This is a genomic window from Vibrio sp. B172a (assembly GCF_030248355.1).
Lineage (GTDB): Bacteria > Pseudomonadota > Gammaproteobacteria > Enterobacterales > Vibrionaceae > Vibrio > Vibrio owensii.
Window position 1 is genome coordinate 1 of record NZ_JAHGAC010000006.1, and the last position, 15863, is coordinate 15863.

The window sequence follows — 15863 nt, forward strand, 5'->3', positions numbered from 1 at the left end:
GATGTTGATTTCTTGCTCCTGACCAAAGCTGTCAGTCAGGCTGATTTTCATGTCGTTTTTGCCAGCTTCAACGTTCCAGTTTTTGTCTTTACCGTTTTCAGCTTGGTAGCTCACGCCGCCCATCATTTTGTTGTCTGAGCGCATGTCTTTTAGGTTAAGCATTACTGCTTCACCGTTGTCCGCACCGATTTGGAAAGACTGAGTGCCGTAAGTACCGTTAAGTAGACGGTTACCACCGAAAGATGTCGTTTCAGCGATACGGTTTAGTTCGTCGTTTAGTGCCGTTACTTCTTCTTGAATCGCAACACGCTCAGATTTTGAGTTAGAGCCGTTAGCAGATTGAAGAGATAGGTCACGCATACGTTGCAGGATGTTAGTTGTCTCGTTCATTGCACCTTCAGCAGTCTGTGCAATAGAGATACCGTCGTTCGCGTTACGAACAGCCACATCCAGGCCACGGCTTTGTACGTTCAAGCGGTTCGAGATTTGAAGACCCGCAGCGTCGTCTTTCGCGCTGTTGATTTTGAAACCTGAAGACAAACGCTCCATAGAAGTTTGTTGTGCTGAGTTTGCGTTGTTTAGGTAACGCTGAGCGGTCATCGCTGATACGTTTGTGTTTACATTCACTGCCATGGTGATTTCTCCAATTGATTTTCCGATGTAGCGGTTTCCGACGTCTCGGAAAACCAAGTAGTTCTCTCAAAGTTACTTCTATTAACGACTCGGATTTCAGAAGCTTTAGAAAAAAATCAAAAAAAGTGAATTTGCGAGATTTGGCTAGAAAAATGAGAGAAAAGTAGAAAAAAAGCCTCAAGTTTCTGCAGCTTAAGTCGAGCGCTCTAAATTGAGCAAAGAACAACCAAAAACAGCTAGAAAGCAGTGAGTTAGATGAAAGAAAGGAATGTTTTATCTGGGAGATAGAAAAGAAAAAGCCCCTTTTCCTTTGAGAGAACTGGGGCTAGGTTGGTAGCCAGAGCCTATGTGGAGATCAAGAGAAATGAACACATAACCGGCACACCGGGTGCAACTTTACATTGAAAATGATTGGCAGGTGAGAGATGAGAGAGCCGCACATTCTATTATAAAGTTGCTTGCCATAAGCCTGCATTCCCATCCACGTCTGAATGTATTGAATACAGGCTAGGTAAACTACTGCAATAGTGACATCGCAGAGTTTGGCAACTGTTTCGCTTGAGCAAGAATCGAAGTACCTGCTTGTTGCAAAATTTGAGCTTTGGTCATTTGCGTTGTTTCTTTCGCAAAGTCCGTATCTTTAATTCGGCTGTTCGATGCATCAACGTTTTCTTGGATGTTTGCCAAGTTATTGATGCTGTGACTTAGACGGTTTTGTTTTGCACCTAGGTCAGCACGTTGTGAATCGACGTACTTAAGCGCTGAATCCAGTACAGAAATCGCGTTTTGAGAACCTTGCACGGTTGTCATATCGATATCTTGCACTGATGTACGTACCGCTTCATCACTTAGACCTAGATCCGATGCTAGGCCACCAGAGATTGAAATCTCGCCTTGAACGTTTGGGTGCGCAACAAACACTTGTAGTTTGCCGTCTTCACTTACCGATGCATTGATCATATCAGATTGGCCGTTGATGTACGTTGCCAACTCTTCAATATCATCGCCTGTTTTTGCGTTGATATTGATTTCTAGATCGTCAGGGTTGCCGTCTTCGTCTTCACCCATGCCTGGCAGCGTGATTTTTAGATCCGCTTTGGTTGGATCCACGCCCCAATCTTTGTCTTTGCCATTCTCAGAGAAGAAAGTCACACCGCCCATACGCTGGTCATCCGCACGGATGCTCGTTAACGCCATGATCATCGCTTCACCAGAGCTTGAACCGATTTGGAATGCCGCTTCACCGAACGAACCGTTCAATAGACGACGACCACCAAATGAAGTCGTTTCTGCGATACGGTTAAGCTCATCCGTCAACGCTGATGATTCTTCATTGATCGCTTGGCGTTCCGCAGGAGAGTTAGTACCGTTTGCAGATTGAATCGCCAAGTCACGCATACGTTGCATCACTGACGTCGCTTCGTTCATCGCCCCTTCTGCCGTTTGGGCAATCGAGATACCGTCGTTTGCGTTGCGCATTGCCACATCTAGACCACGAGACTGAGCCGTTAGACGGTTAGAGATCTGTAGACCTGCCGCATCGTCTTTTGCACTGTTAATCTTGTGACCAGATGATAGACGTTCCATTGAGGTGTTTAGCTCGTTGGTCGCCTTGTTTAAATAACGCTGCGCGGTCATCGCGGAGACGTTAGTACTAACTGTTACAGCCATTTTGCTCTCCTGTTGAGTTCGCAAGCTTTTGCGAAGCGGCCAGCTTTACTCTCATTTGGATAAGCACTGACCGTAAAAAAATTACTTGCTAAATCTGCCCTATGGCAGGGTTTAGAATCTCGTAAGTCTGTTCTGACAACATCAATACAATTTGTGTGCCAACTTGTTTCAAACTATTTGTTCTTTTAATAATGAACAAATAAACAACAAGTTATAGGGCATACGGGGCAAGAGCCTTGCCTTACTCATTTTTGTTGTGTTGCCGAATCGCTGTTTCTTTATTGCCGCCCGGATTACCGTTGGCTTGATTGCCGCTTTCGGTCAAATCATGCCGCTTGGCTCGCATTACTCGGTATTTTTCGTTGATTTCTCGCACTTAAGGCTTGGCACATAAGGCATTAAAATCGAACGGTTGAAATACCGAGCTCACCGCATAAACGGTAGGCGCATCAAATATAGTTAAACAACGTCAGGTCTTTGGTTTTACCAAATGCCTGTTGTGAGGCTTGCAACGCGCGTGAGTTCTCACTGAACTCAATCACTGCCTTGGAGTAATCCAAGTCCTCAAAATTGCTCTTCGCTTTCGCCAGAGACAAATTAAAATCTTCGTGGTTTTGCTCTTGAATATCGAGCGTGCTCAACTTAGCACCCAAGTCGGTTCTGACTTTGTTCATATGAACAAACGCCGCTTGGAATTCTTCCGTCATTTGATGCAGCTTTGCTGTCGCCGACGCGTCAGATACTGAGCTTTCCGACCACTGCATGGTTTCTTTGAATGCATCAAAAACACTGAAGGTTTGGCGCGGCTCTAGCGTAATGCTATCCCCAGCTGAAACCTGCCCTTTCAGTTGAATATTGATGCCTTCGTATTGGATACCATCAATTGGCGAGTAGTCATCGACTTGTACGATGCTGCCATCTTTTTCCAATTGGTAACCAAACTTGCCGTTACTCATGTCCACAAAGGTGACTTTGTAGTTTGAGTTATCTTCTGACGCACTTGTTGCTTGACCAAGCAACAGCTCAGAGCCTTCTTGTAAATCGTATTGCGGCTCGAAATCACCAAACGGGTTTGGGATCTCCGAAAACAGGTGATTACCCGGATAGTTGATGCCGAGCTCAATGTTGCTGGCGATCTTCATCTTGCGTTGGTAATCGTCACCGGTGTAAACCACGCTACCGTCGTAATCACGAAAGAAAGGCTGCGATTTTGGTTTCGTGCCAGCAAAAACGTAGTTGCCCGATTCGTCTTGCGTATTCACTAACGCCAAGAAGTTGTTTGCAATCTCTTCCAGTTCGCGCTTTTTCGCCGCACGGTCTTCCGGAGAAAACGCACCGTTGATCATTTCCATCGAGATGCGTTTCGACTCATCAGTAAATTGCTCAGCGTTGGCAATCACCACTTCTTGGTTTTCTAGTCGGTTACGAACCAGAACAATGGCATCAAGGTATTGTTTTAACTGCTCTTCTTGTTGGCCAATGCTCTGAATATAGTGCGTCGCAAGTGGGTCATCACTCGGCTTGGTCAACTGTTTACCAGAAGCCAATTGCTCCTGATTGTGGTGAACTTTGTTTTCCTGACGGCGCAGATCGTTCTGCACTGACTGGTAGTTATGGAAGCTAGAAATTCGCGTTAACATCTAAGGCCTCCTTTATCGCAACTGCAAGATGGTGTTGAAGGTGTCATTGGCCGCCTGCATCACACGAGAAGAGGCCATATACGCCTGTTGGAACTTCATCATGTTTGCCGCTTCTTCATCGAGGTTTACTCCCGATATCGACGCCACGCGCTCTTGTGCCGCCTCACTCTCTAACTGAGCAACATCGGCGAGTCGACTTGCGGTTGACGTTTTCAAACCCACATCGGTGTTCAAGTTGAAGTACAAGCTCATGATCGTCGATTCATTGCCGTTCATCTTCTTGTCGGTTTGGATGTTTTGCATCTTACGTAAGTTGCCGTTATCACCTTCAGATGGCACTAGGTTCGCGGTAAATTTATCGTTCGCCAATGCGCCTGCACTTAACTCAAATACTGTCGCCCCGCCGTTTTTATAAGCGGGATGATTGCTCGGTAAACTGACCGAAACCGGTCCGGTCGGTGGATATGGCTGAGGCGCCATGATCACGTTGCCTTTGGTATCGGTTACCGCAAATTGGTCTCCAGTTGGAGAAACAACCACTTCAAATTCACGTAAATCACCCGCATCAACAATCTCAAATTTGGCATTACCTTGAGCAAAGGTCGTCGACGCTTCATAACTTTGCGCAGCAATGGCTTTTGGATCCGTGGTTTCAACTTTCATTTGCGCTGCGCTGCTACGAGTCGGACGAAGCAACACATGCTCACCGACTTTAGGCTCGTTACGAACTTCAACCCGCATTCCGTCGATGTAGAGCGCATTACCAGCATCAGTATTAAGCTTAACGGTTTCACCATTTGGCTTAGTCACGGCGTAGCTGTCGCCATCGTAGCGTAATGAGTACTCGCCACCTTTCAGCGCGCTGATATCATTGATGTAAACCGCCATATCAGCCGTCGATTGAGGGCCTGCAACAACGCGAGATTTAGCTAGTCGCTCTGAGTTCACATCGGTAAACAATGGGTCACCCACATTACCGTAGTGATCCAAGCCTTGCGATTGCAGGTGGTTTACTTCACTAGAAAACGCCGTCGCTAAGCGGCCAAGCTCATCCATCACTTGTGGAATGTGCTCGTCACGCATCTTAAGTAACGCGCCAATTTTGCCGTCAATATCGTCTGATTTGATGGCTTTAATGCCACCACCTTCAACCATAGCGAGGCGACGTTGATGAACATCTGGTGAGCCATCAATCATCTTCAATTGGCTGGCTTCTGTTCCCGAAACAAGGGTGTGTCCATTCCCGATATGGACATTAAAACCTTCCGAATTTTTACGTGGCGTTACCGTCACCTTGGTGTATTCAGAAAGCTCTTTGATCAGTTTTTCATGTTGGTCCATCAAGTCGTTATGGGGACCAGGAGTACGCATCATCAATCGATGAACATCGCGGATCTCAACAGCAAGTTGGTTCACGCGTTCAATGCCCATATCCAGTGATTTATTGGCCACATCGGATTGCTGACGCACAGTTTCATGGAATTCGTTTAGGGTATCGCTGAGTAATTTGGCTTTTTCCAACACGACTTTGCGCGCCCCCATGTCGTTTGGGGTATCCGCCATGGTTTTTACCGCATCAAACCACTCGTTCATGTTTTCTGGGATTTTTTTTGATGCCACCGAAGACAACATGCTTGAGAGCAGATCGAGGTTCTTCTCGTTATCAAGCTTACTGGCGTAATTCGTAGTGGAAAGGTTTAGCTCTTTAACGGCAAACTCATCCCAAGAGCGGCGAACATTTTCCACATGCACGCCCATGCCGTAAGTTGACCCACCAAATTGACGCGGATCGTTGGTGCCTTGGATAACAGACTGACGACTGTAACCCTCTGTATTCGCATTAGAAATGTTATGACCAGTCGTATTCAACTGTCGCTGAGCGGTAAGCACACTTTGTGTACCTACATTCAACAAATCTGACGCCATACATGCCCCCAAAAACGAAATAAAATCGGTATTGACCGATCACCTAGTTAGCAATTAGCAAAAGGTGTGCCAGTTTAGGGAAGAAAGAGAAAGCACGAAAAAAGAAAGGCTTGCACTGTGGCAAGCCTTCTCAAAACGTCTATCAAGTATCCGTAATCGGATTGAATTACATACTCTCGATTTTTTGTTTTACCTGCAGCACTTTGTCTGCATAACTTGGGTCAGTTGCGTATCCTGCGCTGTGAATGCCACGAATAAAGGATTCAGAATCACCACCTTGCTGAAGGGCAGTCTCGTAGCGCGGGTTCTCATTCAAGAAGCGGACGTAGTCGTTAAAACTGTCTTGGTAATTGGAGTAAGAACGGAATGCCGCCGTCTCTTTCACAGGTGTATTGTCGTGGAACTCTAGCGTTTGAGTCGTCACTTTGTCACCCTGCCAACTACGGTCAGCTTTAATGTTAAACAGGTTGTTGCTGCTGCCACGTGCGTTCTTAACGACTTTTTGCCCCCAGCCTGTTTCTAGCGCGGCTTGAGCCAATAGCAATGAAGGTTCAACACCCAAGGCTTTCGCTGCACGGTCTGCGTATGGCTTCATCGAATTAACAAAAGATTCTGGCGAATCAAAACGTGATGGTTCTGAACCCGGTCGTAATAGCTGACCTGATTCAATCAAGCGCTGTTCGATTTCACGAGCTTTCTTCGGATCCACACGACGGTATTCCACAGCATTGTTTGCTGCATCGCGCATGGCTGTTTCAGCCTTGTCGTCACCTTGCCCAACCGTCAACTGCTTAACAATCATGTCAGCCAAGCCCATCGAACCCGATGCACTCAAGTTACTCGCCATTTGTTCATCCAGCATTTGACGGTAGAACTTTTCGTTTTGGCTGTTCATTAAGTTTGACTCAAAGCCTTCGTTCGCTTCGCGCATCGACTTCAACATCATCGAAGTAAAGATCGATTCAAACTGACGAGCGGCCGCTTGCAATGCTTCATGCTCACCATCTTTGCCCTCTTTCACCGCTTTTTGACGAAGAGTATCGAGGGAGCTGATGTCATGAATAAAGCCGATATCATTAGGATTGTTAAACATGGTTTCTCTCCTAATCGATTAGATGATGATCAGCTGGCCTTCAATGGCACCAGCTTGTTTCAATGCTTGCAGAATCGCCATCAAATCCGACGGAGCTGCACCGACTTCATTCACTGCACGGACTAGGTCATCTAGTGTCAAACCCGGTTCGAACTTGAACATCTTACCTTTCTCTTCATTCACTTCGATGTCAGAGTCCGGCACAACAACCGTTTGGCCACCAGAGAAGCCGTTTGGTTGGCTCACATTAAGGTTTTCTTTGATTGCTACCGTCATGCCACCGTGCGTCACTGCCGCAGGTTTCAAACGAACATGCTTGCCGACCACAATCGTACCGGTACGAGAGTTCACAATGATTTTCGCCGCGCCATCTGCAGGGTCAAACTCTAGGTTTTCGATTGCCGATAAGAAGGCAACACGTTGGCTCACATCACGTGGAGCACGGACACGAACAGACGCCGCGTCAACCGCACTGGCCATTTGAGGACCAAGGAAATTATTCACCGCATCCGCCATACGTTGCGCAGTGGTAAAGTCAGAATCAAGCAGGTTGAATGTGATGTAGTCACCACGTCCGAATGGGTTTGGAATTTCACGCTCTACGGTTGCACCGCTTGAAATAAGACCAACCGTTGGGTTGTTGCCCACGATTTTAGAGCCATCAGCACCTTCTGCACTGAAACCACTCACGACTAAGTTACCTTGTGCGACAGCGTACACTTGACCGTCTAGACCTTTTAGGAAGGTTTGTAGCAAGGTGCCACCACGCAAGCTTTTTGCACTGCCGATCGAAGAGACCGTAACGTCTACTTGCTGACCCGGTTTTGAAAATGGCGGCAATGTTGCCGTTACCATAACTGCGGCAACGTTCTTAATTTTTGGTTTGGTACCCGGCGGCATTTGAATGCCGAAGTTTTGCAGCATTGCCGCGAAGCTTTGTTCTGTAAACGGGTTTGACTCACCCGTACCCGGTAAGCCTGAAACCAAGCCATAACCCACAAGTTGGTTGCTACGCACACCAGCCACTTGCGCGACGTCTTTGATACGTGCAGCTTGGGCTGTGGTTGCAAATAGCGCAACGCTCAACAGTGCTAATAGGATTCTTTTCATGCTTACTCAATCTCTTGCAGTCAATTTGCCGTCATTTCGACGTCTTACAGGGCTACATTAAAGAATCGTGCCAAGAAACCTGGCTCTTGCATATCTTGTGGTGAGCCTGTGCCAGAGTATTGGATTCTTGCGTTAGATACACGATTTGACGCAATAGTATTGTCAAAATTGATGTCATCAGGGCGAATTGTGCCGCTTAGACGAATGTACTCATCACCCGTATTCAGGGTCATCCACTTCTCACCGCGGATCACTAGGTTGCCGTTTGCCAGCACCTCAATGACTTCTACCGTGATGTAACCGCTGATGCTGTTGCTTTGCTTAGCCGAAGAGTCGCCGGCAAAGGTGTTGGTGTTGTTCAGATCGTACGAGAAGTTGTATTTGCCGCCAATTTGCAGCTCTTGACCACCGACAGACAGAGGCTCCATCTTCGCATCGTTGGTTTTTGATAGATCGGCGTTGGCACTCTTAGTCGCACGAGTCGTTTCGTCGAGTGTTACGGTAATGATGTCGCCGATGCCACGTGGTTTAGAATCGTCGTATAGGTCGGTAATGTGCTCGGTGCTAAACAAAGAGCCCGTTGCTGCCGCATAGTGCTCTGGTTTTTGTTTAGGGTGAATCGGTGCCCATGCCGGATCGCCTGCCACCGGATCGGTTCTGCCGCGCAAAGTATCAATGATGCCGCTGCTCTCTTCTTTCGACTTATCGCCTTCAACCGCATCCACCACCGTTGTCGCTTGGCTGACTTCGTCGGTTTCAATCGGCTCTAGCATCGCACAACCAGACATGGTCGTGATAAGTGCAAGTAGACAAATACGTTTCATCATTGGCTCCCTAAATCCCGCTCTTAGTGATTACAACTGCTGGTTAACGAAGCTCATCATCTTGTCGACCGATGAGATTACTTTTGAGTTCATTTCGTACACGCGTTGCGCTTCGATCATGTTGACCAGCTCTTCCGTCACGTTCACGTTAGATGCTTCAAGCATGGATTGACGAATTTCACCCAAACCATCAAGACCAGGGACACCTTCTTGTGGGTCACCACTTGCGCCAGTTGGTAGGTAAAGGTTCTGACCGATTGGCTCAAGACCACCAGGGTTTACAAAATCAGTAATGGTTAGCTGGCCAACTACAACGTTGTTTTGCTCACCACGAATACGCACAGAGACTTCACCGTCTGTACCAACCGTGATAGAAATTGCATCTTCAGGAATCACAATTTCCGGCTCTACTGGGTAACCAGAGCCAGAAGTCACTAACGTACCTTCACCATCCAACGTGAACTGACCATTACGGGTGTAACCGATGTTGCCGTCTGGCAAAGTCACTTGGAAGAAGCCATCGCCTTCCACCATCATATCGAGTGCGTTAGTGGTGGTTTGCGCGTTACCGTGCGTGTGCACTTTTTGCGTCGCAACCACTTTAGAGCCGGCACCCAGCATCAAACCACTTGGCAGTTCCGTGTTCTGAGAAGATTGGCCGCCTGGCTGGTTGATGTTTTGGTAGAACAAATCTTCAAATACCGCACGGCTCTTTTTGTAACCTACGGTTGAGGCGTTCGCCAAGTTGTTCGAAATTGTTGCGATGTTGGTCTGTTGGGCGTCTAGACCTGTTTTACTTACCCATAGTGCTGGATGCATTGTGAACCTCTAACTCTGTTAACTCATACGAAGCAATGAATCTGAAGACTTATCCATCTCTTCAGCGGTGCTCATCATTTTGACCTGCATTTCAAACTGACGTTGAAGGTCAATCAGAGCGGTCATTTCACCTACGGCATTCACGTTACTACCTTCAATAGCACCGGTTTGGATGCTGATAGAGCCGTCTGCTTCGTAAGGCTGGTTTGGAGTTTTATGGCGGAATAAGCCATTGGTATCTTTAAACAAGTTTTGATCGTCTGTGCGTACAAGCTTGATACGATCAACCACTTCTAATTCTTCAGCCGGCGCACCTTGAGGCAGTACAGAGATGGTGCCGTCACGACCGATTTCGATTTTGGAGACTGGGATTGGCAAGGTGATTGGCGCATCATTTTCGCCCAACACTACATGACCACTTGCATTCGTTAGCAAGCCGTTTTGATCCACTTTTAGGTTACCGTTACGCGTCAAACCTTCTTTGCCAGTTTGGTCCATAACAGAAATCCAGCCGTTGCCTTCTACCGTAATATCGAGGTCACGACCGGTTGTGATCACACTGCCTTGCGCAAAGTTATGTCCTGGACGTTCCGTCATGCTGAATACACGTGAAGGCAAACCTTCACCATAAGCTTGCATAGAGCGAGCTTGTGCTAAGTCAGCACGGAAGCCAGTTGTACTCACGTTTGCCAGGTTGTTGGCACGCAATTGCAGGGCCTGCATATTTTGCTTGGCGCCGCTCATTGCGAGAAACAGTGCGCGATCCATAAATTACTCCAAAAGTTCTCTGTACAAGGGAGTAAAAGCAATAGTTATGCCAACATTAAAATAATGTTATTAATCAAAAGCTTGAATATAAATTGAGGGTTTTCAGATGGCAATTCAGGATGAATCAGCCAAGAGAGAGGCAATGTTTTGATCCGCCTAGCGGCAACAGCGGCAAGCCAGAGATCAAAGCATGCCCAACCTGAACTGAGGTATTTTCAGGTTGAGCACCAGATGAATGTCATGATGTCATCAAACGATACGGCTAGTGCACGCAGCGTTTGATTAAGCAGATGATAGAGCTAACTAACGAGTGCTCTAACGAATCTGCAGGATATTTTGTTGTAGCTGGTTGTGTACTTCTAGCGCACGTGAGTTCGCTTGGAAGTTACGCTGAGCAGAGATCAGATCCACCAGCTCCTGAGTCATATCAATGTTTGATTGCTCTAGCATACCGTTGTTGATAGTACCGAAAGAGCCTTTATTTGATTCACCCCAGATCTTGTCACCAGAGAACTGAGTTGAATCCCATTGAGTGCCGCCTTTCTTATCCAGACCTTGCTCGTTTGGAACACGCACTAGCGCCACACGGCCCAATGTTACGTTTTCACCGTTTGAGTAAGTACCCAATACGCTGCCGTTTTCATCAAAGTCTACTTTAGTCAGGAAGCCCGTTGTCGCGCCATCTTCATCGAACTTAGTCAGTTCAAATGGTGCAGCAAACTGAGTCGCTGAGCCTAAACCAAAGTTAAGTGTTTGCGCAGGATCCGCACCGTTTAAATCCACTGGGTTAGTGTTTGTCGCAGGATCGCCCAACGCTACCGATGTGATTGGCTGACCGTTGTTTAGGCTTGCCAACGTACCATCGTTGTTGAACTTCATCGTGTGACCAACGTGACCCGTTGGCGTTGCTGCATCACCGTTAGCAACGTTCAATGGCTTCTCACCGCCTTTGTCTGTCACTGTGTAGTAAGTTTGCCACGTGTTCGGCTGAGTTTGGTCTTTCAAGTAGTAAGTCGTTAGCTTGTAAGACTGACCCATCGAGTCATAAATCGTTGAAGAAGTCGAACGGTTGTATGTATCTGGATCTGAGAAATCAAACTGAGTCGGATCTTTCAAATCACCATTAGCCGGTAAGTTCACACCCACTTCAATGTTCGCTGTTTGCTTTGGCTTACCAAATTCTGCAGGAATATTGATTGGTTGTGGCTCGTAAGACGATACCTCACCAGACTCAGGGTTTACTTGGTAACCAAGTAGGAACTCATCGTTCGCTGTTACCATGTAGTTGTCTTTGTTCAAATGGAACGCACCATTACGTGTCATTTCATTTTGCTGTGGGATAAGGCGATCTTTCGCTACCGCGAAGAAACCTGTACCCGATACACGCAAATCCATTGGGTTGTTGGTGTAGATGCTTGAACCTTCGTGGAACTGTTGCGCCACTTGGTTCGCTTGCGCACCGCCACCCGGAGTGGTTTTTGCGTTAGTGAACAAAGAGTTTGAGTACACATCGCTGAATTCCGCACGAGACTCTTTAAAGCCGTACGTGTTGGCGTTCGCAATGTTGTTACTGGTGGTGTTCAAATCCAGTTGAGCGGAGGACAAACCGCTTAAAGATACATATGACATTCCAAAATCTCCTAACCTGACGCGCTATTGAATTACGCTTTGCCGACTTCCAATACTTCTGCAAGTCGAACTGGCGATTCAAAACCTGCCAGATTGAGTAATACGTTTCCGTCACCCTTACCTAGCAATACACTGTTCACGTTCGCGTAAGTAGACACTGGGAACTCTTGCGACTCCCCATCTACCAAGCCAGACGCTTTCACATTGTATTTGCCAGCAGGCATTGGATTTCCGTTTTCATCATTACCGTCCCAAAGCACACGAGTGTCGCCGGCTGGTTTCGCACCTACCTCAAAAGTACGCACCAATTGGCCCGCTTCGTTTTCCACTCGAACAAACAGGTTGTCGAGAGGTTGTGCAAGCTTAACCATTGCCGCCATTGTTGCATTGTCTTGCTTTACACCCGCCGCACCTGGGACCAATACGTCACGACCAACCAAAGAGGAAGCTTGTAACGCTTGGTTTGATGTCATTGACGAGTTCAAACTCTCGAACTGAGAGTTCATCTTGCCGATGCCATCTACGGTCGCAAATGACGCCATTTGCGCAATCATCTGGTCATTACCTACCGGCTTAAAAGGGTCCTGTTGAGACAATTGCTTAGTGAGCAAAGATAGGAAGTCTTCCTGTTTCAGGTCCTGCTTACCTGTGCTCTCTTCAGTCTTCTTGTTCTCTTGTAGGCTCTTAAGCTGGTCGATATAGGACAAGCCGCTTTGACCAACGTTGTTAATTCCGGCCATACGCTACCTCCTTATCCTTATTGACCCATCTGCAGCGTACGCAGCAGCATTTGTTTACTAGAATCCGCTACTTGCACATTGGTTTGGTATGCGCGAGAAGCCGAAATCATGTTTGCCATTTCTTCCATTACATTGACGTTAGGCTTGTAGATGTAGCCTTCGTCGTTTGCAAGGGGATGGTCTGGGTTGTACTCCGCATTCAGCGGTTTATCGCTTTCTACAATACCCATCACTTTCACTGGCACCGTATCACCGCCACGCATGGCGTTACTTAACTCTGCACCAAATACAGCATGACGCGCTTTGTAAGTGTCTTTCGCAGAGCTGCTGACACTGTCGGCGTTCGCCAAGTTGCTTGAGGTAGTATTCAGACGAACGGATTCAGCGCTCATTGCGGAACCTGTCACATTGAAAACGTTAAATAAGCTCATCTAAATTATTCCCCTTTGATTGCTTTGGTTAAGTTCTTGAATTTGCTGCCTAGAAAGTCGAGTGATGCTTGGTGTCTGATTTGGTTTTGCATAAATAAGTTACGCTCTAAATCCAAATCTACCGTGTTGCCATCGCCCGTATCTGGTTGCGTAGGAAGACGATATAGTTTGTCCCCGACCAACGTCGTAGTGGCAGGAATGTGCCGACCATCTGTGCGGCTAAGACCAATGCTTGCCCCAGATGTTGCCGCCTGCAATTCCTTAGCAAAATCTAAACCTCTTGATTTGTAGCCAGGCGTGTTAGCTTGCGCGATGTTGGTGGAAATCACCTCCGCGTTGCGCTCACGTACGCCCACCGTGTACTGGTGGATGCCTAGTGCGTTGTCAAAAGATATAGCCATGTTTGCCTCTACATTAAGAACTGACCGTTATTAATAACTAAAAAGCAATTAGCGTGCCAAAAATAGAACATGCCGTTTTGCCGCTTCAGTTATCGAGGTAATGGATTGCAATAAGCAAGCCAAAGTGATTGATGAAATGTCATATCGAGCCAAGTAATCAGCTCGGCTCACTAAAAAATATACACCCGATGCCTGCCCATAGGCAAAAATGACGCTGGTTTTTACAGCAGAGAGGGAGAAAAAGGAAGCAAGAATGAAACGAGAAAAGTGGGAGAAAAAAGAAAAGCCTGACACAAAGGTCAGGCTTTTGAAGTGGTTAAAAGAGTCCGCTATTTTAGCTTGTCGCTACTTTAACTTGTAAATAATACCTGGGTTGCAGCGCACCATCTCAAATTTGTCTGTCAAACCCGTCAGTGATTCTGACGCACCCAGCAGTAGATAACCGCCCGGGTTTAGGCTGTTTGCCATTTGGTTCAGTACTTTCGATTTCATCTCTGGTGAGAAGTAAATCAGTACGTTACGACAGAAAATGATGTCGAACTTGCCCATTAACGCGTAGCTCTCCATCAAGTTTTGTGGACGGAAGTTCACTAGGCGTTTTACGTTGTCTTTTACTTTCATGCGACCATCGCCTGCATCTTCAAAGAAGGTGCGACGACGCTCAGGCGAAAGACCACGACCCAAGGCAAGATTATCGTAAACACCCGCACGGCACATATCCAACATACTTGCTGAAATATCCGTCGCGGTGATCGACACGCTTGGCAACAAACCCGGCTTACGCTGCTGCGTTTCCAGAATGGTCATTGCCATTGAGTAAGGTTCTTGGCCTGAAGAGCTCGCAGCCGACCAAATTTTGATTGGTCGCTTGTTTGCCGCCATCTCCGGCAACAGTTTGTCAGCTAATACCGTGAACGGATAAGTATCTCGGAACCACAATGTTTCGTTAGTCGTCATCGCATCAACAGCGGCAATGCGTAGTTCACGATTGCGGCCAGTCACGACATCACGTAGCAAATCCGACAGCGACGCCAGCTTGAACTTTGTCACAAGCGGGCTCAGTCGGCTGCGCACTAGGTATTGCTTACTGTCACCTAATACGATGCCACATTGTGATTCTAGAAAACGGCTAAAGTCACGATACTCTTGATCACTGATTGTAATAGCAGTCATTAATGTCTCTTTTATTGTGTTAATGCAGATTTAACCGCGTTACCCAATTCATCTGGGTTAAATTTCGCAATGAAGGTGTTAGCACCTACGCGCTCAACCATCGCTTGGTTGAAGACGCCACTCAATGAGGAGTGCAGGATAACATAAAGGTTCTTCAAATCTGCATTTCGGCGAATTTCGGCCGTTAGTGTGTAGCCATCCATCTCTGGCATTTCGATATCTGAAATGACCAAAGAGATCTGATCGTAGATGCTACCTTCTTGTGCCATTTCAAGCAGCTTATTGTACGCTTCTTTACCATCTTTCACAGAGACAACTTCAAAACCGATTGAAGTAATTGCACGCTCAACCTGTTTACGCGCTACCGTCGAGTCATCCGCGATCAATACGCGGCGCACGATTGGCTTCTCTTGTTCAGCAACTGCGATCTCTTCGCCGATGCTTGAATCCATGGTTTCGTCTACTGGTGCAATCTCTGCCAAGATTTTCTCAACGTCCAGAATTTCTACTAGCTCGTTGTCGATGTTTGTTACCGCTGTTAGGTAGTGCGCTTTACCAGCACCATCAGGCGGCGGCAAAATCGCTTCCCAGTGCATGTTAATAATGCGCTCAACCGAAGACACCAAAAACGCTTGGATAGTACGGTTGAATTCAGCAATCACAACAAAACATTTATCGATATCTGTCGTTGGACGGCCACCGATTGCCAAACTTAAGTCAATCACTGACACGGTATGGCCACGGATATGAGCGACACCTTTCACTAGCGGGTGTAGGTTTGGCATCGAAGTCAGCTTAGGGCACTGTAGTACTTCTTTTACTTTGAATACGTTAATGCCGTAGCGCTGTCGTCCCATCAACCGAAAAGTGAGTAGTTCCAATCGGTTTTGGCCGACGAGTTGCGTACGCTGATTCACCGAGTCAAGAATCCCCGTCATATGCTCATCTCCATCTCAAACTTTTTGTTTTTAAATGATACTCTACGACTGGCAGGCATAATACCAG

15 protein-coding genes are annotated in these 15863 nt (G+C 47.0%); all 15 read right to left on the reverse strand.

The features are described from left to right. A partial coding sequence (locus tag KIT90_RS07290) for a flagellin (RefSeq protein WP_285376049.1) occupies nucleotides 1–633 on the reverse strand: 633 nt, incomplete at its 3' end. A gap of 516 nt (nucleotides 634–1149) precedes the next feature. Beyond that, a complete protein-coding gene (locus tag KIT90_RS07295; RefSeq protein WP_020196210.1) occupies nucleotides 1150–2304 on the reverse strand; it encodes a flagellin in 1155 nt (384 codons plus the stop codon). Nucleotides 2305–2753: 449 nt separating this feature from the next. Beyond that, on the reverse strand, nucleotides 2754–3944 hold the full coding sequence (gene flgL, locus KIT90_RS07300; RefSeq protein ID WP_005438657.1) for a flagellar hook-associated protein FlgL: 1191 nt from the start codon (nucleotides 3942–3944) through the stop codon (nucleotides 2754–2756). Between the two features lie 12 nt (nucleotides 3945–3956). Beyond that, entirely contained in the window at nucleotides 3957–5870 is a 1914-nt protein-coding gene (gene flgK, locus KIT90_RS07305) for a flagellar hook-associated protein FlgK (protein WP_005438656.1), read from the reverse strand. A 166-nt stretch (nucleotides 5871–6036) separates the two neighbouring features. Continuing rightward, complete coding sequence (gene flgJ, locus KIT90_RS07310) at nucleotides 6037–6963, reverse strand: flagellar assembly peptidoglycan hydrolase FlgJ (protein ID WP_285376052.1); 927 nt, start codon at nucleotides 6961–6963, stop codon at nucleotides 6037–6039. A gap of 18 nt (nucleotides 6964–6981) precedes the next feature. Then, complete coding sequence (locus tag KIT90_RS07315; protein ID WP_285376053.1) at nucleotides 6982–8073, reverse strand: flagellar basal body P-ring protein FlgI; 1092 nt, start codon at nucleotides 8071–8073, stop codon at nucleotides 6982–6984. A gap of 44 nt (nucleotides 8074–8117) precedes the next feature. Then, entirely contained in the window at nucleotides 8118–8897 is a 780-nt protein-coding gene (gene flgH / locus KIT90_RS07320; protein WP_005425645.1) for a flagellar basal body L-ring protein FlgH, read from the reverse strand. Nucleotides 8898–8927: 30 nt separating this feature from the next. Beyond that, a complete protein-coding gene (gene flgG / locus KIT90_RS07325; protein ID WP_005425600.1) occupies nucleotides 8928–9716 on the reverse strand; it encodes a flagellar basal-body rod protein FlgG in 789 nt (262 codons plus the stop codon). An 18-nt stretch (nucleotides 9717–9734) separates the two neighbouring features. Beyond that, nucleotides 9735–10484 (reverse strand): flagellar basal body rod protein FlgF, encoded by a 750-nt coding sequence (locus KIT90_RS07330; protein ID WP_038896397.1) that lies wholly within the window; start codon nucleotides 10482–10484, stop codon nucleotides 9735–9737. A 315-nt stretch (nucleotides 10485–10799) separates the two neighbouring features. Continuing rightward, on the reverse strand, nucleotides 10800–12113 hold the full coding sequence (gene flgE, locus KIT90_RS07335) for a flagellar hook protein FlgE (protein WP_005425641.1): 1314 nt from the start codon (nucleotides 12111–12113) through the stop codon (nucleotides 10800–10802). 32 nt (nucleotides 12114–12145) lie between these two features. Continuing rightward, nucleotides 12146–12853 (reverse strand): flagellar hook assembly protein FlgD, encoded by a 708-nt coding sequence (gene flgD / locus KIT90_RS07340; RefSeq protein ID WP_005425626.1) that lies wholly within the window; start codon nucleotides 12851–12853, stop codon nucleotides 12146–12148. Between the two features lie 17 nt (nucleotides 12854–12870). Next, complete coding sequence (gene flgC, locus KIT90_RS07345; RefSeq protein ID WP_005425613.1) at nucleotides 12871–13284, reverse strand: flagellar basal body rod protein FlgC; 414 nt, start codon at nucleotides 13282–13284, stop codon at nucleotides 12871–12873. A gap of 5 nt (nucleotides 13285–13289) precedes the next feature. Beyond that, entirely contained in the window at nucleotides 13290–13685 is a 396-nt protein-coding gene (gene flgB / locus KIT90_RS07350) for a flagellar basal body rod protein FlgB (RefSeq protein WP_005425594.1), read from the reverse strand. 345 nt (nucleotides 13686–14030) lie between these two features. Then, nucleotides 14031–14858 carry a protein-glutamate O-methyltransferase gene (locus tag KIT90_RS07355; protein ID WP_005438646.1) on the reverse strand — a complete coding sequence of 276 codons (828 nt, stop codon included), beginning with the start codon at nucleotides 14856–14858 and terminating at the stop codon, nucleotides 14031–14033. 11 nt (nucleotides 14859–14869) lie between these two features. Then, on the reverse strand, nucleotides 14870–15796 hold the full coding sequence (locus KIT90_RS07360) for a chemotaxis protein CheV (protein ID WP_005425637.1): 927 nt from the start codon (nucleotides 15794–15796) through the stop codon (nucleotides 14870–14872). Nucleotides 15797–15863 lie beyond the last annotated feature (67 nt).